The organism is Paenibacillus sp. NPDC057886 (assembly GCF_042796655.1).
In the GTDB taxonomy this organism is placed as follows: domain Bacteria; phylum Bacillota; class Bacilli; order Paenibacillales; family Paenibacillaceae; genus Paenibacillus.
In genome coordinates this window covers 291,939-314,294 of record NZ_JBHVMZ010000002.1, presented here as the reverse complement: position 1 = coordinate 314,294, position 22,356 = coordinate 291,939, and the positions used below count along the sequence as shown (strand labels likewise).

Here is a 22,356-nt window from a genome sequence, read left to right as displayed (position 1 = left end):
AAGGGAGATCCATCATGTTATTTAATGACAACGCCCCAAAAGCCATCTTTTTCGATGTAGACGATACCCTGTACGACCACTTGCAGCCGCTGAAAGGAGCACTACAGGAGGTTCTTGGTTTACCAGACGATTTCCCTTATGGGGAGGCATACCATCATTTCCGTTATTATAGCGACTGGTTGTCTGCCCAAGAAGACTTGTCTGCTGTACCCGAACCCGAAGCGGTGGAACGCATGCGTCATCGCAGATTTGAGCTGACCATGGCGGAATTTGGACATCCCCTACAATCGGGTCAGGCGGAAGAACTGCAAGCACAGTATCTGAGTAGACAGTTCCAGATCGAGCCCTTTGAGGGAGCATATGAGCTTATTCGAAGACTTCTTGCAGAAGGGCATACGGTAGGATTAATTACCAACGGAGAAGGGAATCATCAGCAGCGGAAGCTCGAAGCGCTGGATGTATTCAACCTTATTCCCGAGGAACGGATTTTCATATCGGGTACCCTTGGTTACGCCAAGCCGGATCGCAGATTATTTGATCATGTAAGCAGGCGGACGGGATCAGATTCCGACTCCAGTTATTACATCGGCGATTCATGGCGCAATGATGTTGTAGGTGCAGTGGATGCCGGATGGAAAGTAATCTGGTTCAACCATCGTGGGGCTCTGCCAGAATCAGAACATCGGCCTCATCATGTTGCGCGCAGTTATGAAGAGGTAAGCCGCATCCTTACATGCGAGTTGGTTCAACAATAAAGCGTGTGCTATGTGCGTCGGTGCAGTCCTGACTCCTCATTGAGGATCAGGGCTGTTTTAGTTGTTGTATACGACGTGAGGATTGTCATTGTACATCGGTGGAAATCGAGGTATAGATACTGTGTGTAAAGGTGTTTAAAAGGGTCTTCCAATACGGGCCAAAGATGAAGCTTAGCTTCATGGAATCTTCATTCGAAAGAGTAAGCTAAAGCCTTCACAAAGGATAAAGGCGGTGTTATAATTAAAACAAGATTTAGATTAAGTCTAAATTAAATAAACGAAAGCAAGTTAAATGACGTTATCAAAATCAAAACTATATCGTATTCGAGAGGGGATAAATTCCATGAGCACAATTCAAACTAGAAACAATACTTTTGCAAACCATGCCACTGAACTTCAAGAGGTCCTGAACCGCCAGATCGCAGGTTGGTCTGTACTGTACACCAAATTGCACCACTTCCACTGGTATGTGAAAGGTCCTCATTTCTTCACACTGCATGCCAAATTTGAAGAGTTGTATAACTTGGCTACGGCGAATATGGACGAAGCCGCAGAACGTCTGTTGGCCATTGGTGGACGTCCGGTCGCAACAATGGCTGAGCAAATGAGGTTGTCACCTGTTGAGGAAGCACAGGGACAGTTGTCCGCTGAAGGAATGGTAGAAACCGTAGTTGCTGATCTACAAGCGATGGTGAATGTAATTAATCAGGGTATTCAAGCAGCTGGCGAAGCTGAGGATAATGCGACCGAAGATATGCTGATTGGATTCACTGCTGCATTGGATAAAGAGGTCTGGATGTTAAACGCATTTCTGGGCAAATAAGCTAAGTTAGTCTGCATTCTGAACAACGATATGTAGAGTCCGTGAACAAAGTGCCCGTTCGCTTACAAATCCGGTGTGCTTGCCGTATAATGATGGCATTCAAGATGTATAGATTGGTGGAGTGAATAATGCGGACAGACCTGGATGAACTGCGGGATGAAGCTGAACGGTTTATATATAGATGTTATGAAGAGCTGGGCCATTCGCGTGAAGACGCGCAGGCCCGGCTTGTTGTAGTTTTGAACGAGATTGAGCACACAGGCACCTATGTGCATACACCGGATGAACTGGAACATGGCTGTAAAATGGCATGGCGGAACAGCAATCGCTGCATCGGGCGGCTATTCTGGGATAAACTGCGCATCGTTGATGCACGTCATGCAGATACGGTTGGAAAGGCAGCGGATGCTGTGATGACGCATATCCGAGCGGCCTCCAACGGAGGCAAGATCATTCCGATGATTACGATCCTTCCACCTGATGGACCGAAGGGAGCCCCCGTGCGGATCTGGAATCACCAACTGATCCGTTATGCCGGATATGAGACGACGGAAGGCATTGTAGGTGACCCTGCATCCGTTGAGATAACGAAGACAGCAATGTCGCTTGGCTGGCAGGGGGAAGGTACCCCTTATGATGTGCTGCCATTGATTATCCAGGCTCAGGGACAAGCTCCAGAGTGGTATCCTGTGCCCGAGGAAGACATCGTGGAAGTGAGAATTGAACATCCGGAACGTCCGGAAATTGCCGAACTGGGCATGCGCTGGTACGGAGTACCGATGATTGCCGATATGCGGCTGGAGATTGGCGGCATATCCTACCCGGCAGCGCCGTTTAATGGTTGGTATATGGGTACTGAGATTGGCGCACGCAATCTGGCGGATACGTTTCGGTATAATAAACTGCCAGTGGTAGCGGCAGTGCTTGGTCTGAATACGTCGAGTGAAACGACGTTGTGGAAGGATCGGGCTTTGGTAGAGTTGAATGTAGCTGTGCTGCATTCGTTCAAGAAAGCAGGCGTTAGCATAGTGGATCACCACACGGCGGCAGCGCAATTTGCCTTATTTGAGCAGCGGGAAGAGAAGGCCGGGCGGGAGCTGACAGGCGATTGGGTTTGGCTGATTCCGCCAGTGTCTCCGGCAACGACGCATATTTTCCACAGTTCCTATCGCAATGAGATTGTGAAGCCCAACTTTTTCCGTCAGGATCAGGCGTATAAGCTGAAAGATGGCGTGGCATCTGGCGCTGAGCCGCGAAGCAGTGAACAGCTGGTTACACAGGCAGATCACCAGCCTAAGGCTGAGAACTCACCAATGAAATGCCCGTTTGCACACTGATGTGCGAGCGGGTTGTTTTTTGCTGTGTTTTCATCAAAGCACAGGCTCTAAAATAGGAAATAAAGCTGAAGATTCTTTCTCTATATGGAAATTAATTGCACTTCTATAATAAGGATCATGACTAAATATAGGAGGGTTACCCATGGGTTACATTGAATCGCTTCGAGAAATGGTTGGCAATGCACCAGTTATTCTGGTGAGACCGAGTATTTTGATATTGAATAAATCAGGTGAAATTTTGTTGGTTCGACATGTGGATAATACCTGGGGAGTACCGGGTGGCTTTATGGAGTTGGGCGAATCGGTGGAAGAGTCTGCGAGGCGAGAGGTCAAAGAAGAAATTGGAATACAGATCAAGAAACTCGAGCTATACGGCGTCTTTTCCGGGAAAGAGTTATATACGAAATTAAGAATCGGGCATGAATATTATAATGTGGTTATTGGTTATATTTGCACGGAGTTCGAAGGCGAGCTGAAGCCCGATGGGGTGGAAGTTCTTGAAGCAAAGTTTTACAAACCGACGGAATTGCCTGAGAACACAGACCCTTATTTAAAAAGAAAAATTGAAGAAAATACGCTACATATAGCAACTTTATTAGGGATAAATAAATGAATGAATGATTGAATGAATGGAGGCTGCCCACTGGTGTGGGCAGTCTTGTGCGGTTACCCTCGTTTCGATCTGTAACGGCTGCGCATCACTGCCTGAACGGCAATGGCGGCAGCGATCAGAAGCAGATTAAACACGAACACAGTATACAGCGATCCATGCTCCACAAGCAGCGCAGCCACCAGAGGGGATACGATCGAGCCGATCTCAGCTGCAGAGACAATTTTGCCTATGACGGAGCTCCTACTCTCGTCCGGGATATGATCCCCGATATGAGCAAAGAACGAATCCATGTAACATGCACCGCCTACACCGCCCATCAGCATGCCCACGTAAACCAGTACATAAGAAGATGTGCTCAGAAAAACGACCACTTCGATGCCAATCATCAGCATGCCGAACATGCAGAGCAGCAGACGATCACCCATCCGATCAGACAGGTAACCTGCTACCGGAGCAGCCGCGAGAGTGGAGATGCCAACAACCGTAAAGGCAAGACTGATCGCAAACGGGTCCCAGTTCATGATATGAGCCGCATACAACGCAAAATAAGTCAGAAACACGGCATAAGCGCTCATCTCCAGGAAATGGACGGTACCGTAGCCAATCAGTTGCTGCCGTCGGGTAAGTCCGGTGGACGGTTCTGGAATGGTTGGGCTAGGAGTATCGTTTACTGGAGAAACGGTATAATCCACAGGCGTTTGCGTTTGTTTTGCATCAGTTGGAGACTCGCTTGAGGTGTGACCGTCCACCACATTTCCAGATACAGGATTGGGCTTTGCTGCTGTCTTCATCCCCATAGCCGCAACCACAGCCATCAGACAGCACACGGTCACGAGTAAAAAAGGCACCGACAACGGCCAGTGCAACGAGAGCCATCCGCTGATGACTGGACCCAGCACCATACCCCCGCCTTCACTGCTGCTGATATAACCGTTGTACAGCCCCCGGTTGTCGACATTGCCTTCGTCCCCGATAATGGAACGAACGACGACCGTAAGTCCGGTAGAAGCGAGCCCTTGCAGCAGTCGCAACAGACCGAATACTAACGCGGCAGAAGATACCGCGAAACCGCCCATACAAACAGCGAGCAGCAGCAGCATGGCAATAAGCGCCCGTTTGCCTCCGATTTTCCGATAGAGTGCCGCAGCGGGCACCCCGCCAATCACTTTACCGACATAAAAGAGTGCAAAAATAACCCCCATCATCCAGCCAGACAGGCCGAATTCCTCAATAAACAAAGGGAACAGGGGCAGGATCATGAAACCGCCCATCTGACTAAGAAAACAAATGATCATCAGCAAAGGCAGGTTACGGCGAATATCCACGAACAGGACTCCTTTCACATGACTTGATTCCGAAAGCCTCATGAAATCGCTCTACCTGAATGCGTAGATATCGACATATACCCGTAATGTATGCTGTATTTATGAGAATAAGAAGAAATAACACATGGCGTTTACATCAAAACCATTGCGGATATAGCTGAATCATATAGGCTGTAATTTATATTTAGGACAAATAAAAAACACTGAAAAATTAAAGGAACGGTACTCCGAAATGTGAAGAATGCGATTGATGATGGAATATCCTCCTGTTGACTGTTGAATCAAAAAAGACACCACTTGGGTGTCTGGTATTGAAGCTTTAATCGTAATAACGGATATCAACCTCCTCCAACACCGTGTATCATAAGTTTTATCAATGTATTGGATATAGGGGGAATAACAGCGAGCAGTAAACTACTTACTAACAGCGTTGAAAGGATTTTTTTCATGCGACAGGTACACCTCACTATTCAGGTTATTGAATTTCTGCAACTGGTCGTGACTCGCCCATTCTCTATATTGATTGAATAGAGTCAGGCATTTGATCGTATTAGAGTCACTACTTATATTACCAGCAAATTCTAATCCCTCAAGTAAAATATCGATGCCTTGGGTACGTTCACGATGTAAATGGTACTTTCCCAAATCGGCTAAAAATGATGCGTATTCCTCCGCCTTGATCGGTTTATTGTATTCACCAAACGCGCAGTTATATGTTTTATAGGGAATATGATCCTGGAAACGATCCAGAATAACATCAATGTTGATATCAAACTTGTTGGCGATCTTGATAATGTTGCAGAGTGCATGAAAAATTTCGTCAGGCCGCGATGCAATGTACTCAATATAATCGGGCAGATCATCCAGTTCTCCCATGAATAATCGGATTAAATATTGGTTAGCCGTTGAAAAGTCATTGAATTGATTAATAATGACCTTGGCCTCATCGGAAGAATCATGAATCCATTTGTCTGCGTTGGTATATAAAAATGTATACTCAAGTGCTTTCTGGTAGTCTTCATATTTGTCATATACTGCAGTTTGAAGCAGGCGTGCATACAGCATATAGAAATAAAAAGGTTGAACGGGCTGTTTATACTCCGCAGCTTTTCGTTTCGTGTGAAGTGAAAGCTCGTACTGAATGGAAGCGAGACGGAACATCTCTTCCGAGAGTTCATCCACCTTGTGCCATTCATGTAGCGAAACATAGACGTGAGCCAGATGTTTGAGCGCCTCCAATTGGTCGGTTTCCTCCAGGCGATTCGCGTAAGGCTCGAACAATGTGGCGGCCCGCAAATTTTGAGTCAGGCTATCACCTAATGAGAGAAGGAATAGTCGATAGCGACACAGAGCCAATCGCTCGGAATGCTGGTATTTCTCGATTACACTCACGCCCTCATATAGCAACCCGGCGGCCTCGTTGTACTGATCATGGAGCAACTCCTCTGCAACTTCAAAAATCAAAGTGCCATAGTTGGTGTTGTCTAAGAGATTGCTCAAAATTAATTCAATGCAATCCAGACGCCCCACTTCTGCACAGCGGGTTAAGAAAGGGCGTAATCTTCGCCAATCCGGCGCTGTCAGTGTAAAGCATTCTCCCACAAATCGTGAATAGAAATGGTCTTCCTTCACACCCATAGCTTTTGTAATGCCGTCAAGCTGACTCATGGAGAATGGTTTATTTTGATTGATAAGTCGGCTGAATGAGCCTGAATTGATATTGGCTCGTGCCGAGAATTGGCTTTGCGTTAAATGATAATCTTGTATGTATTGCAACACTTCTGTTCGTATGGTGTTATTCAGCATGCAAGACACCGCCCTTTTTCTGAATCCACAATTTAGCATTAAAATCCATTTATATCAAATATAATACTATAATTTTACAATGGTCAATACTTTTTTAGGCAATTCATAAGAGCCGGTGTAGAATAGATCTTTTAAAACGAAAGAAAAAAGGATATAAATTACGTTATAAGAAACAAGGCTGGGACAAAGTCGTGTATAATAGGTTGGGTTTGTAATGGAAGAGGCCTGCAAGAAGAATAAGCAATAGGGGTATACCTCAAGTTTAAAGGGGGCGAAATGAAGCATGTTAGAACAACAACCGATTATCCGGTTCGACCGGGTGACCCAGCAATACGATCAGGATGAAGCCGTATTGAAGGAAGTCAGCTTCGAGATTGAGCGGGGTAAATTTTATACGCTACTCGGCCCGTCAGGCTGCGGTAAAACAACGATATTGCGCCTGATCGCCGGCTTTGCGGAGCCGACACAGGGCAGTATTTATTTTAACGGTGCACTGATTAACCAAGTGCCGGCTCACCAGCGGCAAGTGAATACCGTATTTCAGGATTACGCGTTATTTCCACATTTGGACGTATTTGAGAACGTAGCTTTTGGTTTGCGGATCAAAAAGATGAAAACGGCTGAGATACGCAGCAAAGTGCTGGAAGCACTCAAGTTCGTCAATCTCTCCGGTTATGAAAACCGTGAAATTGGCGAGATGTCCGGCGGACAACGGCAACGTGTCGCCATCGCGCGGGCGATTGTCAATGAACCCGAGATTTTGCTGCTGGACGAGCCACTTTCGGCGCTCGATTTGAAGCTGCGGACAGAAATGCAGTATGAACTGCGCGAGCTGCAACAGCGTTTGGGCATTACGTTTATTTTTGTCACGCATGATCAGGAAGAAGCCTTGGCGATGTCGGATGAGATCTTTGTCCTGAACGGCGGCGTCATTCAACAGAGCGGCACACCGAATGATATCTATGATGAGCCGATTAACCGTTTTGTAGCGGACTTTATCGGTGAATCCAACATTGTATCCGGCAAAATGAAGCAGGACTTTGTGGTGGAATTCGCTGGCGCACAGTATGAGTGTGTCGATCAGGGTTTGCAGCGGGACGAGCCTGTTGAGATTGTGATTCGTCCAGAGGATATGGAGATTACAACCGAGGAACAGGGCAAGATGCAGGTCAACGTGGACTCCCAGCTGTTCCGTGGGGTGCATTACGAGATATCCACATACGATGATGCGGGTAATGAGTGGCTGGTGCATTCCACGAAGAAAGCCGTCGTAGGCGCCCGTATTGGACTGTATTTTGACCCGGAAGCCATCCACGTCATGCGCTTTAACGAGACGGAAGAAGAGTTCGATAAACGTCTGGAAGCCTATCAAGAGGCCGTTCATGCAGACTAAGGCGAGTACACGCAATGCGTATCTGATTCCATATGTGTTATGGATGGTGTTGTTTGTAGTTGCTCCGGTTCTGCTGGTGGTATATTACTCGTTCTTCGATGTGGAGGGCAATTTCACGCTGGGTAACTACGCTCGGTTCTTTACACCTGTGTACATGCAGATGACCCTGAGCTCGTTCTGGTATGCATTTCTGATTACGGTGTTCTCGCTGTTGGTCTCGTATCCGACGGCGTATTTACTGACTCGTACGAAGCACAAGCAGCTGTGGCTGCTGCTTATTATTTTGCCAAGCTGGATTAATCTGTTGTTAAAAGCGTACGCCTTTATCGGCCTGTTCGGCACGTATGGCTTGACCAATTCCCTGCTTGAAGTGGTGGGCATTGGCACGCAACAGATTCTATTCACCGATTTCAGCTTTATCTTTGTCTCGGTGTACATCTTCATTCCGTTCATGATCCTGCCGATCTTCAACGCACTGGAAGAGATGAATCCATCGCTGATCTATGCAGCACGGGATCTTGGGGCATCGTCATGGCTGACGTTCCGCCGGGTTATCTTCCCGCTGACGCTCAGCGGAGTTAAATCCGGCTGTCAGGCTGTATTTATTCCGGCGCTATCCTTGTTCATGATTACCCGCCTTATTGCGGGGAACCGGGTAATTACGCTGGGAACAGCGATTGAGCAGCATTTTCTCGTCACCCAGGACTGGGGGATGGGTTCAACCATTGCCGTCTTTTTGATTATTGCGATGGCGATCATTATGTTCCTGACTGGATCAGGCAAGAAGGAGGTGCGTAATGGGAAGAAACGGAAAGCTGTCTAACGTCTATCTGGCCGTTGTATTCGCCATACTGTACGCACCGATCGCGTATCTGATCTTCTATTCCTTCAACAGCGGCGGCCATATGCGCGGCTTCGAAGGGTTTACATTGGAATGGTACAGGGAAGTATTTGCCGATACTCGGCTGCTGATCATTGTACTGAATACGTTTATTATCGCACTCCTGTCCTCGGCGATCTCTACGATGCTCGGTGTGGCAGGCGCACTGGCGATCTATCATGTGCGGCGCAAACGGACCAAGAATACGTTGCTGTCACTCAATAACGTGCTGATCGTTAGTCCGGATGTCATCATCGGTGCATCCTTTCTGATTCTGTTCACCATGATTGGCATCAAGCTTGGATTCACTTCGGTATTGTTGTCTCATATCGCATTCAGCGTGCCGATTGTCGTGATTATGGTATTGCCAAAGCTTCAGGAGATGAGTCCGACCTTGATGGATGCGGCGCGCGATCTGGGAGCTGGATCGTGGCAGATCCTGACCCGTGTCGTGCTTCCATACGTTAAACCGGGTATTTTTGCCGGATTCTTCATGGCATTGACGTACTCGCTTGATGACTTCGCGGTAACATTCTTTGTCACGGGTAACGGATACTCCACGCTCTCTGTGGAGATTTATTCAAGAGCAAGGCAGGGTGTGTCATTGTCCATCAATGCTCTGTCAACTCTGCTATTCCTGCTGACGGTGCTGCTGGTGGTTGGGTATTACTTCATTAACCGCCGTGTCGCCCGTACGCCTGCGGGAAGGGGGCTGCGTCCATGAAGCAACTGGTTCGGACATTTGCGATTGTATTTGTGGCTGCCTTTGCCCTGATGATTCTCGCTTCGTATCTGAACAAGAGTCAGGGGTATTCCGGCGGAAACACGCTGACCATCTATAACTGGGGCGATTATATCGACCCGGATTTGCTGAAAGAATTTGAGCAAGAGACTGGCATCAAGGTGATCTACCAGACGTTTGACTCGAACGAAGCGATGTTAACCAAGATTGAGCAGGGCGGCACGACGTTTGATGTGGCGATTCCTTCCGAATATGCGATTAGCAAAATGAAAGAAGAGAACCTGCTCGTTCCACTGGACCATAGCAAGCTGCCCAATCTGAGCAACATTGACCCACGTTTTATGGACCTGTCCTTCGATGAGGACAACAAGTACTCCATCCCTTACTTCTGGGGAACGGTGGGTATTGTGTACAATCCTGAACTGGTTGACGGGTTAACGTTTGAGAGCTGGAATGACCTGTGGGACCCGCGTTTGAAAAATCAAATCCTGCTGCTTGACGGTGCCCGTGAAGTCATCGGCATGGGGCTGAACAGCCTCGGTTATTCGCTGAACGATACGAACGAAGACCATCTGAAGGAAGCTTTGAAGAAACTGTCCACGCTGACGCCTAACGTCAGAGCCATTGTCGGGGACGAGATCAAAATGCTGCTGGCGAACGAGGAAGCGGCCGTTGGACTCGTATGGTCCGGGGATGCGTCAGAAATTATGGATGAGAACGACAAGCTGGATTACGTGGTTCCTGAGGAAGGCTCGAACCTTTGGTTTGATAACATGGTTATTCCGAAGACCGCGAGTAATATTGAAGGGGCACATCAGTTTATCAACTTCATGCTGGACCCGGATCATGCGGCTCGTAATGCTGAATATGTCGGGTACTCTACACCGAATGCCGAGGCATTGAAGCTGCTGCCAGAGGATATTTCGGAGGATGAGCGATTCTATCCAGATGAGACACTGACGGGTAAACTGGAGGTCTACGATAATCTGGGCAAAAAAATGCTCTCGCATTATAACGATTTGTTCCTCGAATTTAAAATGCATAGCAAATAAAAGGTATTTGAGTGAGATGTATAGCGTCTCTCTGATTCGTTAAAAATCCAATGGCCGTACATCACCGCCAATAGCGTGTGTACAGTTCGTTAGACTTGCAAAAGGAATAAACAGGGGTGCTGCTCGTCATTTCAATTGAATGACGAGCAGCACCCCTATATTTTTTACTTACTTCAGAGCGATAGCGCTTGAAGTGCCATATAAGATGAACATTAAAGATCACACGTTAACGGAGAGGGCAGAAATAATCTGTAGAAGCGAAGCGTTCGCCTTTATCACAGGATATCATCCTTTAAAAAAAATTTAATGAAAGAAATCCGGGGATAACAGCGATCGGAAGATTATTCTGCACGCGGAGTGGAATCGTGTAATCCCAGCCTTTCATCTTATATCGCGCCACTACATGCGCTTTTTGCGACCCACAATGATCCATGCCCCGCCCATAATCAGTACAATCGCCACGAACGGCTGGACATAGGACAGACTGTTCAGCATCGTGCCAATCGACATGACGGAGAAGAATAACAGGGAGATAACCGTCAGAATGTTGATCGGAATCAGCAACCACTTGTTACGGCCACCGAACCAATACAATTCAAACAGACCTACGGCTACCGCAAGAATGAAGCCGGGCCACATGGTGCTCCAGTTACCAAAGAGCATAGCGATCTGGCTGACAATACCTGCCGTAAGCAAGATGCCTCCCGGAACCAGCAATCCGACCCCTCGTCCAATCATAGAGAAGTAGAGCCAGTGGAAGAATAGCCCCAATGGAATTACAAATAGGGTGGGCCAGAACGTGGCAAAGATTGTACCCGGACCGAGTGAACCTCCCTGGTTCAAAATCAGGTACACGCCGAGCAAAATAAGCACAGGCGCAAGGATGGTGCGTTTAGCCATGATATCTCTCCTTTTCAATACAAGATCAATTCCCGAACGATCATGGAGTATGTTTTCTCGTTATTCACAGCATACCATGAACCGCAAAAGGGTATCCTCGGTCTTTGGAGTTAAACTGAACCTAGACTAAAGTCTAGGTTCAAAAACATGCAATCCATATTCCCCTTAGAAGGATTGGATTCGTAATTATTCAGCCACGGGCTGCATGGGCTGTTTGAGGCTCGAACGGTATTGCCCGGGCGTCTGTCCGGTCCACTTTTTGAAGGCATTCTGAAACGCGCTTTGCTCCGAAAAATGCAGGGCATAGGCAATATCCCCCACCGAATAGGTTCCCTTCTGCAAATATCGCAATGCCATTTCCTTGCGTACCTGAACGGATATTTCATGATATGTTGTATTTTCTTCACGCAATCGGCTCTGGAGTGTGCGTATGCTCACGCCCAGATGCTCTGCGGTGTGTTGTAATGTGGGAAAGAAGGTTGGAAGGCTATCAGTCATCCACCGACTTACTTTGCTGGAGAACGGTTGAGACGAATGAAGCTCGTCTTTGCTTTCCTGAGCCATGGTTTCAAAGACCTTCAGCATTCTTGCATCCGAATATAATACGGGCTGATCCAGAATGTCTTTGTGCATTCGCAGGAGTGTACGGGTAGCCCCGAATCGCGGCTCTATTCCGAACATGCCAACATAAGGAGACAGATCGCCTGAAGCAGCAGGGGCTTGATGACTAAACTGAACCTCTTTTAACTCCACCCGGCGATTCGCCAGTTTGCTGATCAAATACACCATGGAGACAGCCATATCTTCCACACAATGACGGGACATCTGCTTCTCCGAATGTTGCAAAGACAATTGAAGGATCAAATCGGTTCCGGCTACCTCCCAATCCAGATTAAATCCACTATATAAAATGATGTTATATCGTTGATATGCAGCGAGTGCATCTCCAATCGTCTTGGAGTGCATCATGACGTAACCGGGAAGGCCGAGGTCCGCAAAGTCCAGCAGTTGTCCCTGGTTCAATCCAAAATACAGATCATCCGAGTATCGGGCAGCATACTGCATAATCCGTTCCAATTCCTCAACTGGAAGACGGGCTTCCGGATTTTGCATGATAGCAGGATCTAAGCCGGCGTACTCGAAAAACGCTTCCGATTCGTACCCTTTGTTCACCAGCGTCTTCATAATCGGATACAACATGGAAATGGACACACCGTGATTATGGTTGTTCATGCTACCCCCTTTTGCGCGAATCAGCAATGTTTCGGCGCCGTTGATCATTTGTTTATGTACGCGTTCATTCTATGGTTGTGATATGCCTGCTTCTTCGGCCTTCATGAACTTTATTATACAGGAGGAACAGATGTATGAAATCAAATATTTTGGTAATTAATGGACATCCTGATCCACAAAGTTACTGCAAAGCACTATCAGAAGCCTATGTAAAAGGAGCCCGGCAATCGGGCAGTTCTGTGGAACTGATCGACCTGAGCCATATTCAGTTTAATCTCAATCTTCAGTACGGGTACCGTCAGCGGACGGAATTGGAGCCTGATTTGGTGAGAGCTCAGGAATTGATCCGATGGGCGGACCATCTGGTGTTTGTATATCCGACGTGGTGGGGAGTGATGCCTGCTATTTTGAAAGGGTTTATTGATCGGGTGTTTTTGCCCGGATTCGCGATGAAAGATCGGGAGAACTCTCCCCTATGGGACAAATTGCTGAAAGGAAGGTCTGCCCACATCATTGTGACCACGCTGGTACAATCGATTCATTTACAGACATGCAGGGCACCGGGTCATGAAATCCAATATTCTCAAATTCTGCGGAGTCTCCCCAGTACATGTAACCGAGATTAGTCCAATCAAAGGTTCCACTGAGGCGTTCCGTCTGAAATGGCTGGATAAATTGATGGAAATGGGCATGAAGCAGGGTGGGCAGAAGTAAACCCATGACGGTCAGTCCGTGAATATCAACCAACAAGTTGAGACAACCTGTAGCGCCATGTAGTTAACTATGTCACGTAGTTAGATATGTAAAGAAGCCCCCTCCGGGAAGAGTGGGCCGTTTTTTCTAATATAAAAAAAGAGGACAATCCGTTATTTCAATACATCAGAATCCTTCTTGCTCCAGCTGTTCACGCCATCATCTTCAATAATGGAGATGGCCGCATCGGCGATGTCGGGATCGGCCATTAACTTCTCCTGGATACGGAACTTGATATCATCTGCATCGGCAAGGCTCAATCCTTTGGTCAGCTCGATCAGACCCTCGACATGGTAATAACGGCCTTCCTGAATAATGCGCATCATCTGGATATCTGCAACATGAGAGTCTGACAGAATGGTCTGGGATACTTTATCCTCAACATCCTGTGGAGCCGCCACACCAATCAGTCCGATCATATTGTCATAACCGACACGGAAAGCGACAGCGATCATCAGACATCCAATAATGGTCGTCACGATTCCATCGAGCAATGCAAAGTTGGTCAGTGCAATGACAACGACAGAGATCAGTGCGAGTGTCGCACCGAGTACCGCTACAATATCTTCGTAAAATACAAGGCGTGTTGGCGGTGCGGCACGTCCTACATTTTTAATCGCAGCAGGGAACAGGGCGAGGCCAGACGCTTTGGGCACGCGTGCTTCTTTTAGAATTTCTTTCATCGCTTTAATCAAAATGGCTCCATCGATCACAATGTTAAGCACCAGCACGCCGATGTTAATCCAGAGACCGCCGGAATGAGCAGCAGGATGCAGTAACAGGTGAATCCCTTCATGGATCGTCTCATACGCCATAATGGTAACGACAATAACGGCGATCATACAGAAAATGTTGATGACTCGTCCGAATCCGGTCGGAAAGCGGCGTGTAGGTTTTTTCTCGGACAACACACTTCCGACAAAGACAAACCCTTGGTTGATGGCATCGGCCAAAGAGTGCATCGCCGAGGCGAACATGGCGCCACTGCCACTGAATAGAAAGGCTCCTCCTTTGCACAGTGCAAGTACAGCATTTCCTGCCATAGCTACAGCCGAGGATGTGTTCCCCTTTTTGACGAGAGACATTAAGCTCTCAGACTTTGGTTGTTCAGCCACTTCGAATGTTCCTCCCAGAAAGATGTGATAGGTGTAGAAAGAGTATTCCTTAATTACAGCTTAGTCATTTCCACTAAATGTTATTATAGCTTGCTTTACAACTCCCAGCATTATGCAAAAAAGGTCATATCACTAAAAACACCCGTGCGAGTTCGCACGGGTGTCTCGTTATTTTTATATAAATTGTTATATCAATGTATCAATCAAATTTCCAGCAAGACAGGCTTAGGTTGCCATACTGATAGGCTTTGAACAGGAGTGATGCCTGCTTGTTCTGATCTCCCGCACCCATGGCGAGCAGCAATGGTACAAAATGCTCTGGCGTAGGCACGGCTGCTTGGGCTGATGGTGCCAGTTTGTCATAGGCAAAGAGGGACGCTGTATCCCAGCTCACCAGTTTGTCATGCAGCCAGTTGTCAAACGCCATGGCCCAAGGGTCAACGCCTGCGCTTTCCCAGTTTAACTGACGCAGGTTGTGTACTGTTCCACCACTGCCAATGACGAGAACATCCTGCTCACGCAAAGTAGCCAGCGCTTGTCCTACCTGATACTGCTGTTCATTGGACAGATAACGGTTCACAGACAACGCAACGACCGGAATGTCTGCATTCGGATAAAGCAGACGAAGGACGACCCAAGCACCGTGATCCAGACCACGAACGGAGTCACTTTCTACCGGAATACCAGCATTCGCGAACAGGCGCTGAATTTCCGCTGTTGTCTCTTCATGTCCTTGAGCAGGGTATTTGATCTGATACAGCTCTGGCTGGAAGCCGCCAAAATCATAGATGGTCTCGTAATTCGCTACCGAAGAAACCAACTGAGTTGTGGATTCCCAGTGAGCAGAGAACAATACGATTGCTTTGGGTTTTGGCAGTTCCTGTCCTAGTTTTTGCAGAAATTCAGTGTATGCATTCTCCTCCAGTGCGAGTGATGGTGCACCGTGAGCGATAAAAAGGGATGGCATCATTATGAATTCAGTCCTTTCTGATCTTCGACAGCCAGCTTGGCATCCGTCCGAAGCCACTGTTGAAATTGTTGATATAAGTCGGGGGTGACTTGGTGTCCACCGTGATATGGAACGTACGTAACGTTAGTGGTCTGTTCACGGAAAAAGCTGGCGTTATCTTCACCAAGTCGCAGCGGGAAGAGATGATCCTGATCGCCATGCGATATAAATACAGATAACTCCGAGTTGGGCTGTATCTTGTATTCGTCTTTTACAAATTGCGGAATGTAACCACTCATAGCTACAATTCCCTTGATTGCATCTCCCATAATCAGCGAGAGCGTCATCGCCATAATGGCTCCCTGACTGAACCCGGCGATATAACGCCGTGCGGGATCAATGGCATATTTGGCGGACAAGTCAACCATTAGCTGTTGCAGTCCCTGAACAGAGGTGTCGAACAACTCACGGACGGGATTGCCAATGCTCTTAATTTGAAAATAGGCGTAGCCGCTACCCTGAACAATAGGGCCTCGTACGGCGACGATAATAAAATCGGACTGAAGAGGCTCCATTAAGCGAAGCATATCCTGTTCATCTGAACCCATGCCATGCAAGGCAAAGATAACGGGATATTGTTGTTCTGTATTGTAATTGGAAGGAAGCCGAACCTCGTAAGTCAATGAATAATTCAATGCAACCACCACCTGATAAGAAATGAGTAATCAAAAATAAAGTTCACTAATATGAAATTAATATTCTTATTTATGAACAAAATTTATCATGATTCCATTGTAGGGTCAATATTTTTTTTGTATTATGAAAATATGTTTCCGTATAAGAAATCTATAATGCTCTATAACGATGTAGCAGGCGGATCGCCAAAGTATTCCACATATTACTCCCAAGGACGTGATCATTATGCTTAAAGGAATCGTGCCCATTCTGAGGATCTTTGATGAAGACAAGGCGAAAGAGTTCTACCTGGAATATCTGGGTTTTCGATTGGATTGGGAACATCGGTTTGAGTCAGATTTGCCGCTATATATGCAGGTATCTCTGGATTCCATTCCATTGCATCTATCTGGGCATCATGGCGATTGTACTCCTGGAGCGGCTTTACGAATAGAAACGGATGCGCTCGATGCCTTATGTGAGGTGCTCAATCGGAAAAAGTACAAGCATTCCAGACCTGGCATTACCGACACACCGTGGAATCTAAGGGAAATGACAGTGATTGATCCGTTTGGCAACCGCATTGTTTTTTATGAACCTAACGCAAAATAAGTTGGGTATTGGATATACAGATCAAAGGGGGAGGATTGCAGCATGGATATTGGTCTAGCCATTCGTACGATCCGCAAACAAAAACAAATCACCATCATGCAAATGTGCGAGGGTACGGGGCTGTCCAAGGGGTTTATCAGCAACGTGGAAAATAATAAAACATCACCGTCCATCGCTACGCTCGAAAGTATTGCGGAATATCTGGAAGTGCCACTGCCATACTTGCTGCTGTCACCGGAGCAGCGGATGAACGTGGTGCGAAAGGATGAGCGCAAGGAGACAACTGCCGGAAGCGGGCAGATCAAGGTACAGCATCTAACGGCAAAGGGCGCCATGCGGATGTCCATTGTGGAGCTGCCGGCAGGTGCATCGACTGGAGTTAATAAGCACGCCGGAGAAGAAAGTCATCTGGTTCTGCAAGGCCGAATTCGCGCAGAGCAGTGTGAGGATGTGGAGATTCTGGAAGCGGGAGATTCATTCAGCTGGAATGCCGTCGTTCCTCATGAAGTGACCAACATTGGTGAGGAGCCAGCAGTGGTGCTGATCGCCGTGTCCAAGGAGCTGGATCTGGACCATTTGTGGAACGCATAAACAGAGGATAGTGGAATGGAGAAGGAGAGAAGTAACGCTGCATTAATCATAAGGATAGAGAATCAGCGTGATGAATCGTATTCGGACATGATGGCGGCTGCTGAATATGTAAAAGGCCGCCCAGAGGTTTCTCGGGCGGCCGGATGGCGACGGATTGCATCATCAGAAATAGTTGCTTCCGTCATTCATTGTTCTTTATAAATGGTCTGACTACTCCTGCTTACTGTGGATTAGTTGTCCAGATGCCTGCGGCTTTAACAAATACACGGTCCGACAGTTTGAGTGTTGCCAAAGCCAGTTCAGCTACGTCTTCCGCTTGCATCATGCGGTCTTCGTCTCCAATTTTCAGTCCGGCATTGGTTGCCAGTTCCGTGTTCACTGTACTTGGTGTTAACGCAGTAACCCGGATATTGGATTTGCGCACTTCCTGCATCAGGGATTCGGTCATGCCGAGCAGTGCAAATTTGGAAGCACAGTAAGCAGAGCCTGTAGCGAATCCACGCTCGCCTGCGGTGGAAGCGATATTGATAATGCTGCCGCTGCTTTCCTTAATCATGCTTGGCAGTACAGCACGAGTTACGTAGTATGTACCCATGACATTAACATGCAGGATACGTTCCCACTCTTCCGGGTTCATGTCCAGCAGTGTGCCGAAGCTTGCAATACCAGCATTGTTGATCAGAATGTCGACTGCACCAAGCTCCATCTCAATGGCAGCTACAGCTGCTTCGGCCTGGGTACGATCGGAAATATCCGCAATGGCACTGGTTACTTTTACACCATATTCCTGACTCAGTGATTGCTGGAGAGCCTCCAGATCGGAGGCTGTCCGAGCGATAAGTCCGAGATGTACACCTTCCTTGGCAAGTGCTTCAGCAATGGCGCGGCCAATACCTTTACCGGCGCCAGTGATGACAGCCGTTTTATTTTTAAGTTCCATGTGGGTAACTCCTCCTTAGAATTGGACTAGCATTTAATTATACTATATTACCCACAGTTCGAATATTTGCTTCATCATGATTGTTTGATTTTGATACTGCCTGAGGTAGTGCGAGCTTTGATGACCTCACGGCTTACCATTGGGGAATCAGGTATATTTACATCACCGGAAATGGCCTGTGCGTCGTAAATTCCGTCAAAATCGGGCGCCGCCTGTATGGAAATATCTCCTGACTGTCCCGATACATCAATTGGACCGGAGACTTCTTGCTCGATCTTCACACTACCAGAAGTGAACTTAACATTTGCTGCACCGTTCAATTGCGTAATTTTGGTATCTCCCGACTGTACACTTCGGGTCACATCGCCATCAATGCCATTCAGCGTGAAACTTCCGGAAGTTTGTTTGACTTCCATATCTCCCGCAATTGCCGCAGCTTTAATGTCTCCTGAAGTTAGATCGAGTTGAATGGTTGGTACGGTAATGTCCTGAAGGTGAATGCTTCCAGACGTATTGTTAAGGTCCAAGGTATTGGCATGCAGGCCCTTCAGATCCAGATCACTGGAAGAAGAGACGATGTTAACTTCGTCCAGCTGATGTCCTTCAGGTAGCGCAACCGTGATCGTTTGCTGCTGATTATTCCAATAAAGGGTGAAGAATTGCAAACGCAAGCGCTCTTTCTGGTTTAACGTAAAGGTTCCATCCGTGATCGAGGCCTGTTCAAAACCTTCAATTACGGCCGGGTCCCACTTCCCGTCGACTTCAATGTAGCCATTGGAATCCGGACTGACCACGAATTCAATATCTGCGCTTAAGTTGGCATTCATCCTGATGTTGTGCAGCTCATCATTTTTGAATTCCCAACGTTTGGAGTAGTGTTCTCTCTGGTCTCCGAACTGAACTCCGTATATGGAGGTTCCGAGCAAACCGATGCCAATACATAGTATGGCTAAAGCGATCCATTTTTTGGTGCTCATAATTAGGCATCTCCTTTCATCGTCTTTTGATTCCATCTTATATACTGAAGAGTGATCAACTTAAAGGCTTTAAAAACCCATTTTGTCGCAATGGCGAATAGAATGCCTATACCGAATACTCCAATCGAAACGAACAATTCAGAATACTCGAAATGACCGAGATATAAGAAATCCACAGCAGCAGCAACCGGGGCTAATACCAGCAACGACAAACTGGCAATTGTGAGCCATACCGACCACAAAGTCAATCCTAGCGGAATGGCCAATATGATGTTCAGGAAAAAAAGTCCGATTGCCGTGAAGAAGTTGCGTGCAGCTCGCTTTCCCCTTTGCTGTGAACGCATTTCTTCGAATGTTGGTGCATAAAACGGATCAGATCCTGGCGTCTGTGCATCATACCGATCACCGAGCGCTTCTTTTGCAATCTCGATCGGATGCCCCAATTCACGTGCAATCTCTTCTTCCGATCTTCCTTCTCTCAATCCCATCTCAAAATGCTGTTCATAATCAGCGAGCAATTCTGCCCGTTCCAGCCGGTCCATCGGTCTTAGATGAATCTCCATTGCCTGCATGAATTGTTGTCTATTCATTGGGGGGTACCTTCCTCTATAAGATTTGCGACATTGCGCACAAAACTATTCCATTCATTCGTAAGGGCCTTCATATAGTCACGGCCGGTATCAGACAGTTTGTAGTACTTACGTGGTGGGCCTTCACTGGATTCCTGCAGGTAAGTCGAACAATAGCCGTCATTGACCAATCTCCGCAAAAGGGGATATAGCGCGCCTTCCGCCACTTCAATATGTTGGGATACGGCCTGAGCCAGTTCGTAGCCGTAACGATCCTGGCGGTTGATCAGCACGAGGACGCATAGTTCCAGCACCCCTTTTTTGAATTGAATATTAACATTCACTTGGGTTCCTCCTTGTTGCTTTATCCAATCACTAGTGTGTATTGTTCAGTAGTCGTGAATTCATCATAGCATCCGGTACTGTTTAATGCAAGGTAGTGATTTTAAAATAGTTCCGTATCTCGATGTCCCGCTGAGTTGAACTAACTTCGTTTTCTCGCTAATTTATCTATAGATCAGCATACGCAAAACCCGAATCGGTTACTTCCGTCTGCAGACGGATTCCGATCCGGGTCTATGGGATGAAGGTATACAACGATGGGGGTATCAGCTTAGTTTATTCTTGTGCTTCCAGCATTTTAAGGTCTTTAACGGCAGGGCCTTCAATGACTTTGCCTGCGTAATTGAAGCGTGAGCCATGGCAAGGGCAATCCCAGGAACGTTCTCCAGCATTCCATTCCACTTCACATCCCAAATGGGTGCAGGTGGTATCCACAAGAAAGAGTTTTCCAGTGGGGTCCTTGTAGGCGCCGGCCCGTTTACCGTCATGGCGAACGACAGCCCCTTCATCGTTGCCGAGTTCTCCCGTCTTTTTGTGAATAATGCCGACTTTGCCAGAGATCAGTTCCGCAGCTACATTGACATTCTCTACAAGGAAGTTTTTCATACCAGGGTCTACCTTGAATCTTGCAGGATCGAATACTGCTGCGTAAGCGTTGTCCCGTCCGGTAATCCGGTCTGTAAGGATATGTCCAGCCATCGTTCCTGTGGTCATCCCCCATTTGGCAAAGCCAGTAGCCACATAGACACGTTCATGTCGTCCAGTAATTGGCCCAATGTAAGGGACCTTATCGATGGAGATCAGATCCTGAGCAGACCAGCGGAATGGGATGTTGCGAATGCCAAATGTTTCGGCAGCATAGCGCTCCAAATTTTCATAATGACCGACGGTACAAATGCCCTGTCCAGTTTTGTGATTTTCCCCTCCAAAGAGGATGTGTTCCTTCCCTTTATGAATGACAGTACGCAGGGAACGATAGGGTTCATCGTCAGAGATATACATGCCACCGGTGAAAGGTTTCTGAGGTTCAACAACAACAGCATAGGAACGTTCAGCGTGCAGCCTTGAAAAATAAAATCCAGGGTCATAGACCGGGAAATGGGAGGCTACAACGACATGTTCGGCCGTTACGGATGGACCATTCTCATATGTCCGCACATGTAGCGAGGCATCTTCCTCCACATCGGTTACTGTTGTATGTTCGTAGATGCGGACACCTTGCTTGACTGTGGATTCCAGCAGGTAATGTAAATAACGGAGCGGGTCAAAGCGAGCCTGTCCCGGCATCTTAATACCTGCCCTGGATGGGACGGCGATTGGAAGGGGATCAACCCATTGACCAGGAATATTCAGCTTGCCATAGGCAGTCAGCTCAATCTCCAGCTTCTTGAGATTCTCCTCGGATTGAATGTAGACATAGGCATCTTCCTCAGCCCACTGGCAATCAATCTGTTTCTCTTTTACCAGATCACGCATCCACTTGGCGGCTGTTGCATTGCCTTCATAATACATGCGGGCCTGTTCTTCTCCAAAATGATGAAGCAATTCATCAAATATCACGCCATGCTGCGCGGATACTTTGGCTGTTGTATGGCCGGTTGTGCCATCCAGTACTTTTCCGGCTTCAAGCACGACTACACGCATTCCTGCCTGGGCCAGCAAATAGGCTGTTGTGATACCTGCAATTCCTGCACCAATAATGGCTACATCGGCGGTTGTATTTTCTGTCAGTTTCGGATATTCATTGAATGTGTTTGTTGCTCTCCACAGCGACTCCGGAATGGAAGGCATACCCGTGGGGGGCTGTTGATGTTCACTCACTCAATTTTCCTCCTTCAATATTCTTCTTCATTAAGGACTATGCTTAGTTCAATAAGTACGTCATATCTATACTCCTATCCATGATTACCATACTGTGCCAGAATAAAACGATTGTCCTCATACTTTCCTGAGGAAAGTTCACATTTTCCTGTG

Annotated in this window: 22 protein-coding genes and 1 pseudogene; 11 read left to right on the top strand and 12 right to left on the bottom strand. The window is 47.2% G+C overall.

Translation table 11 applies throughout. From position 1 onward, the window contains the following. The first annotated feature begins 14 nt into the window (after nt 1-14). The 4 genes from ACFVQB_RS08520 to ACFVQB_RS08505 all read left to right on the top strand — a co-directional run bounded on the left by ACFVQB_RS08520 (nt 15) and on the right by ACFVQB_RS08505 (nt 3,528). A complete protein-coding gene (locus ACFVQB_RS08520; RefSeq protein WP_379436990.1) occupies nt 15-755 on the top strand; it encodes an HAD family hydrolase in 741 nt (246 codons plus the stop codon). Nucleotides 756-1,098: 343 nt separating this feature from the next. Continuing rightward, complete coding sequence (locus ACFVQB_RS08515; RefSeq protein ID WP_379436987.1) at nt 1,099-1,578, top strand: Dps family protein; 480 nt, start codon at nt 1,099-1,101, stop codon at nt 1,576-1,578. A gap of 128 nt (nt 1,579-1,706) precedes the next feature. Then, nucleotides 1,707-2,915, top strand: a complete 1,209-nt coding sequence (locus ACFVQB_RS08510; protein ID WP_379436984.1) for a nitric oxide synthase oxygenase — start codon at nt 1,707-1,709, stop codon at nt 2,913-2,915. Between the two features lie 142 nt (nt 2,916-3,057). After that, nucleotides 3,058-3,528 (top strand): NUDIX hydrolase, encoded by a 471-nt coding sequence (locus tag ACFVQB_RS08505; RefSeq protein WP_379436981.1) that lies wholly within the window; start codon nt 3,058-3,060, stop codon nt 3,526-3,528. Nucleotides 3,529-3,581: 53 nt separating this feature from the next. Here ACFVQB_RS08505 and ACFVQB_RS08500 read toward each other — a convergent pair whose 3' ends face one another. Together ACFVQB_RS08500 and ACFVQB_RS08495 are read right to left on the bottom strand one after the other, a co-directional pair. Next, complete coding sequence (locus ACFVQB_RS08500) at nt 3,582-4,853, bottom strand: MFS transporter (protein ID WP_379436978.1); 1,272 nt, start codon at nt 4,851-4,853, stop codon at nt 3,582-3,584. 414 nt (nt 4,854-5,267) lie between these two features. Beyond that, nucleotides 5,268-6,659, bottom strand: a complete 1,392-nt coding sequence (locus ACFVQB_RS08495; RefSeq protein WP_379436976.1) for a transcriptional regulator — start codon at nt 6,657-6,659, stop codon at nt 5,268-5,270. 283 nt (nt 6,660-6,942) lie between these two features. Between ACFVQB_RS08495 and ACFVQB_RS08490 the strand changes: the two genes are divergently transcribed. Genes ACFVQB_RS08490 through ACFVQB_RS08475 form a run of 4 tightly spaced genes read left to right on the top strand, consistent with a single transcriptional unit; the run spans nt 6,943 to nt 10,726 of the window. Next, the gene (locus ACFVQB_RS08490; protein WP_379436973.1) at nt 6,943-8,052 is read left to right on the top strand and encodes an ABC transporter ATP-binding protein; all 1,110 of its coding nucleotides are present in this window, start codon (nt 6,943-6,945) and stop codon (nt 8,050-8,052) included. Then, nucleotides 8,042-8,875, top strand: coding sequence for an ABC transporter permease (locus ACFVQB_RS08485; protein WP_024632841.1), 834 nt, complete (start codon nt 8,042-8,044; stop codon nt 8,873-8,875). Before ACFVQB_RS08490 ends, ACFVQB_RS08485 begins: the two co-directional genes overlap by 11 nt. Further along, entirely contained in the window at nt 8,850-9,656 is an 807-nt protein-coding gene (locus tag ACFVQB_RS08480; protein WP_379436968.1) for an ABC transporter permease, read from the top strand. Before ACFVQB_RS08485 ends, ACFVQB_RS08480 begins: the two co-directional genes overlap by 26 nt. After that, nucleotides 9,653-10,726: an ABC transporter substrate-binding protein gene (locus ACFVQB_RS08475; RefSeq protein WP_379436965.1), complete on the top strand. Its 1,074-nt coding sequence runs from the start codon at nt 9,653-9,655 to the stop codon at nt 10,724-10,726. The genes ACFVQB_RS08480 and ACFVQB_RS08475 overlap by 4 nt, the downstream gene beginning before the upstream one ends. A 399-nt stretch (nt 10,727-11,125) precedes the next feature. Here ACFVQB_RS08475 and ACFVQB_RS08470 read toward each other — a convergent pair whose 3' ends face one another. Next, nucleotides 11,126-11,626 carry an NfeD family protein gene (locus tag ACFVQB_RS08470; protein WP_379436962.1) on the bottom strand — a complete coding sequence of 167 codons (501 nt, stop codon included), beginning with the start codon at nt 11,624-11,626 and terminating at the stop codon, nt 11,126-11,128. A 186-nt stretch (nt 11,627-11,812) separates the two neighbouring features. Further along, nucleotides 11,813-12,859 (bottom strand): AraC family transcriptional regulator, encoded by a 1,047-nt coding sequence (locus ACFVQB_RS08465; RefSeq protein WP_379436960.1) that lies wholly within the window; start codon nt 12,857-12,859, stop codon nt 11,813-11,815. 134 nt (nt 12,860-12,993) lie between these two features. Here ACFVQB_RS08465 and ACFVQB_RS08460 point away from each other — a divergent pair. Beyond that, nucleotides 12,994-13,573: pseudogene (locus ACFVQB_RS08460) on the top strand (NAD(P)H-dependent oxidoreductase). A 152-nt stretch (nt 13,574-13,725) separates the two neighbouring features. Here the strand turns inward: ACFVQB_RS08460 and ACFVQB_RS08455 are convergent. From ACFVQB_RS08455 to ACFVQB_RS08445, 3 genes are all read right to left on the bottom strand, one after another. Further along, nucleotides 13,726-14,727, bottom strand: a complete 1,002-nt coding sequence (locus ACFVQB_RS08455) for a cation diffusion facilitator family transporter (RefSeq protein ID WP_379436957.1) — start codon at nt 14,725-14,727, stop codon at nt 13,726-13,728. A gap of 199 nt (nt 14,728-14,926) precedes the next feature. After that, nucleotides 14,927-15,697 carry a DODA-type extradiol aromatic ring-opening family dioxygenase gene (locus ACFVQB_RS08450; RefSeq protein ID WP_379436954.1) on the bottom strand — a complete coding sequence of 257 codons (771 nt, stop codon included), beginning with the start codon at nt 15,695-15,697 and terminating at the stop codon, nt 14,927-14,929. After that, nucleotides 15,697-16,371 (bottom strand): alpha/beta hydrolase, encoded by a 675-nt coding sequence (locus tag ACFVQB_RS08445; RefSeq protein ID WP_379436951.1) that lies wholly within the window; start codon nt 16,369-16,371, stop codon nt 15,697-15,699. The genes ACFVQB_RS08450 and ACFVQB_RS08445 overlap by 1 nt, the downstream gene beginning before the upstream one ends. 226 nt (nt 16,372-16,597) lie before the next feature. Here ACFVQB_RS08445 and ACFVQB_RS08440 point away from each other — a divergent pair, with 226 nt between their 5' ends. Then, complete coding sequence (locus ACFVQB_RS08440; protein ID WP_379436948.1) at nt 16,598-16,963, top strand: glyoxalase superfamily protein; 366 nt, start codon at nt 16,598-16,600, stop codon at nt 16,961-16,963. A 42-nt stretch (nt 16,964-17,005) separates the two neighbouring features. Beyond that, nucleotides 17,006-17,554, top strand: a complete 549-nt coding sequence (locus tag ACFVQB_RS08435) for a helix-turn-helix domain-containing protein (protein WP_379436945.1) — start codon at nt 17,006-17,008, stop codon at nt 17,552-17,554. A gap of 220 nt (nt 17,555-17,774) precedes the next feature. Here ACFVQB_RS08435 and ACFVQB_RS08430 read toward each other — a convergent pair whose 3' ends face one another. From ACFVQB_RS08430 to ACFVQB_RS08410, 5 genes are all read right to left on the bottom strand, one after another. Then, nucleotides 17,775-18,494: a 3-ketoacyl-ACP reductase gene (locus ACFVQB_RS08430; protein ID WP_379436943.1), complete on the bottom strand. Its 720-nt coding sequence runs from the start codon at nt 18,492-18,494 to the stop codon at nt 17,775-17,777. Between the two features lie 74 nt (nt 18,495-18,568). Beyond that, nucleotides 18,569-19,471, bottom strand: a complete 903-nt coding sequence (locus tag ACFVQB_RS08425; RefSeq protein WP_379436940.1) for a DUF4097 family beta strand repeat-containing protein — start codon at nt 19,469-19,471, stop codon at nt 18,569-18,571. Between the two features lie 2 nt (nt 19,472-19,473). After that, the gene (locus ACFVQB_RS08420) at nt 19,474-20,061 is read right to left on the bottom strand and encodes an HAAS signaling domain-containing protein (RefSeq protein ID WP_379436937.1); all 588 of its coding nucleotides are present in this window, start codon (nt 20,059-20,061) and stop codon (nt 19,474-19,476) included. After that, nucleotides 20,058-20,384 (bottom strand): PadR family transcriptional regulator, encoded by a 327-nt coding sequence (locus ACFVQB_RS08415; protein WP_379436934.1) that lies wholly within the window; start codon nt 20,382-20,384, stop codon nt 20,058-20,060. Before ACFVQB_RS08415 ends, ACFVQB_RS08420 begins: the two co-directional genes overlap by 4 nt. Before the next feature lie 274 nt (nt 20,385-20,658). After that, complete coding sequence (locus tag ACFVQB_RS08410) at nt 20,659-22,173, bottom strand: FAD-dependent oxidoreductase (RefSeq protein WP_379438070.1); 1,515 nt, start codon at nt 22,171-22,173, stop codon at nt 20,659-20,661. Nucleotides 22,174-22,356: the final 183 nt, after the last annotated feature.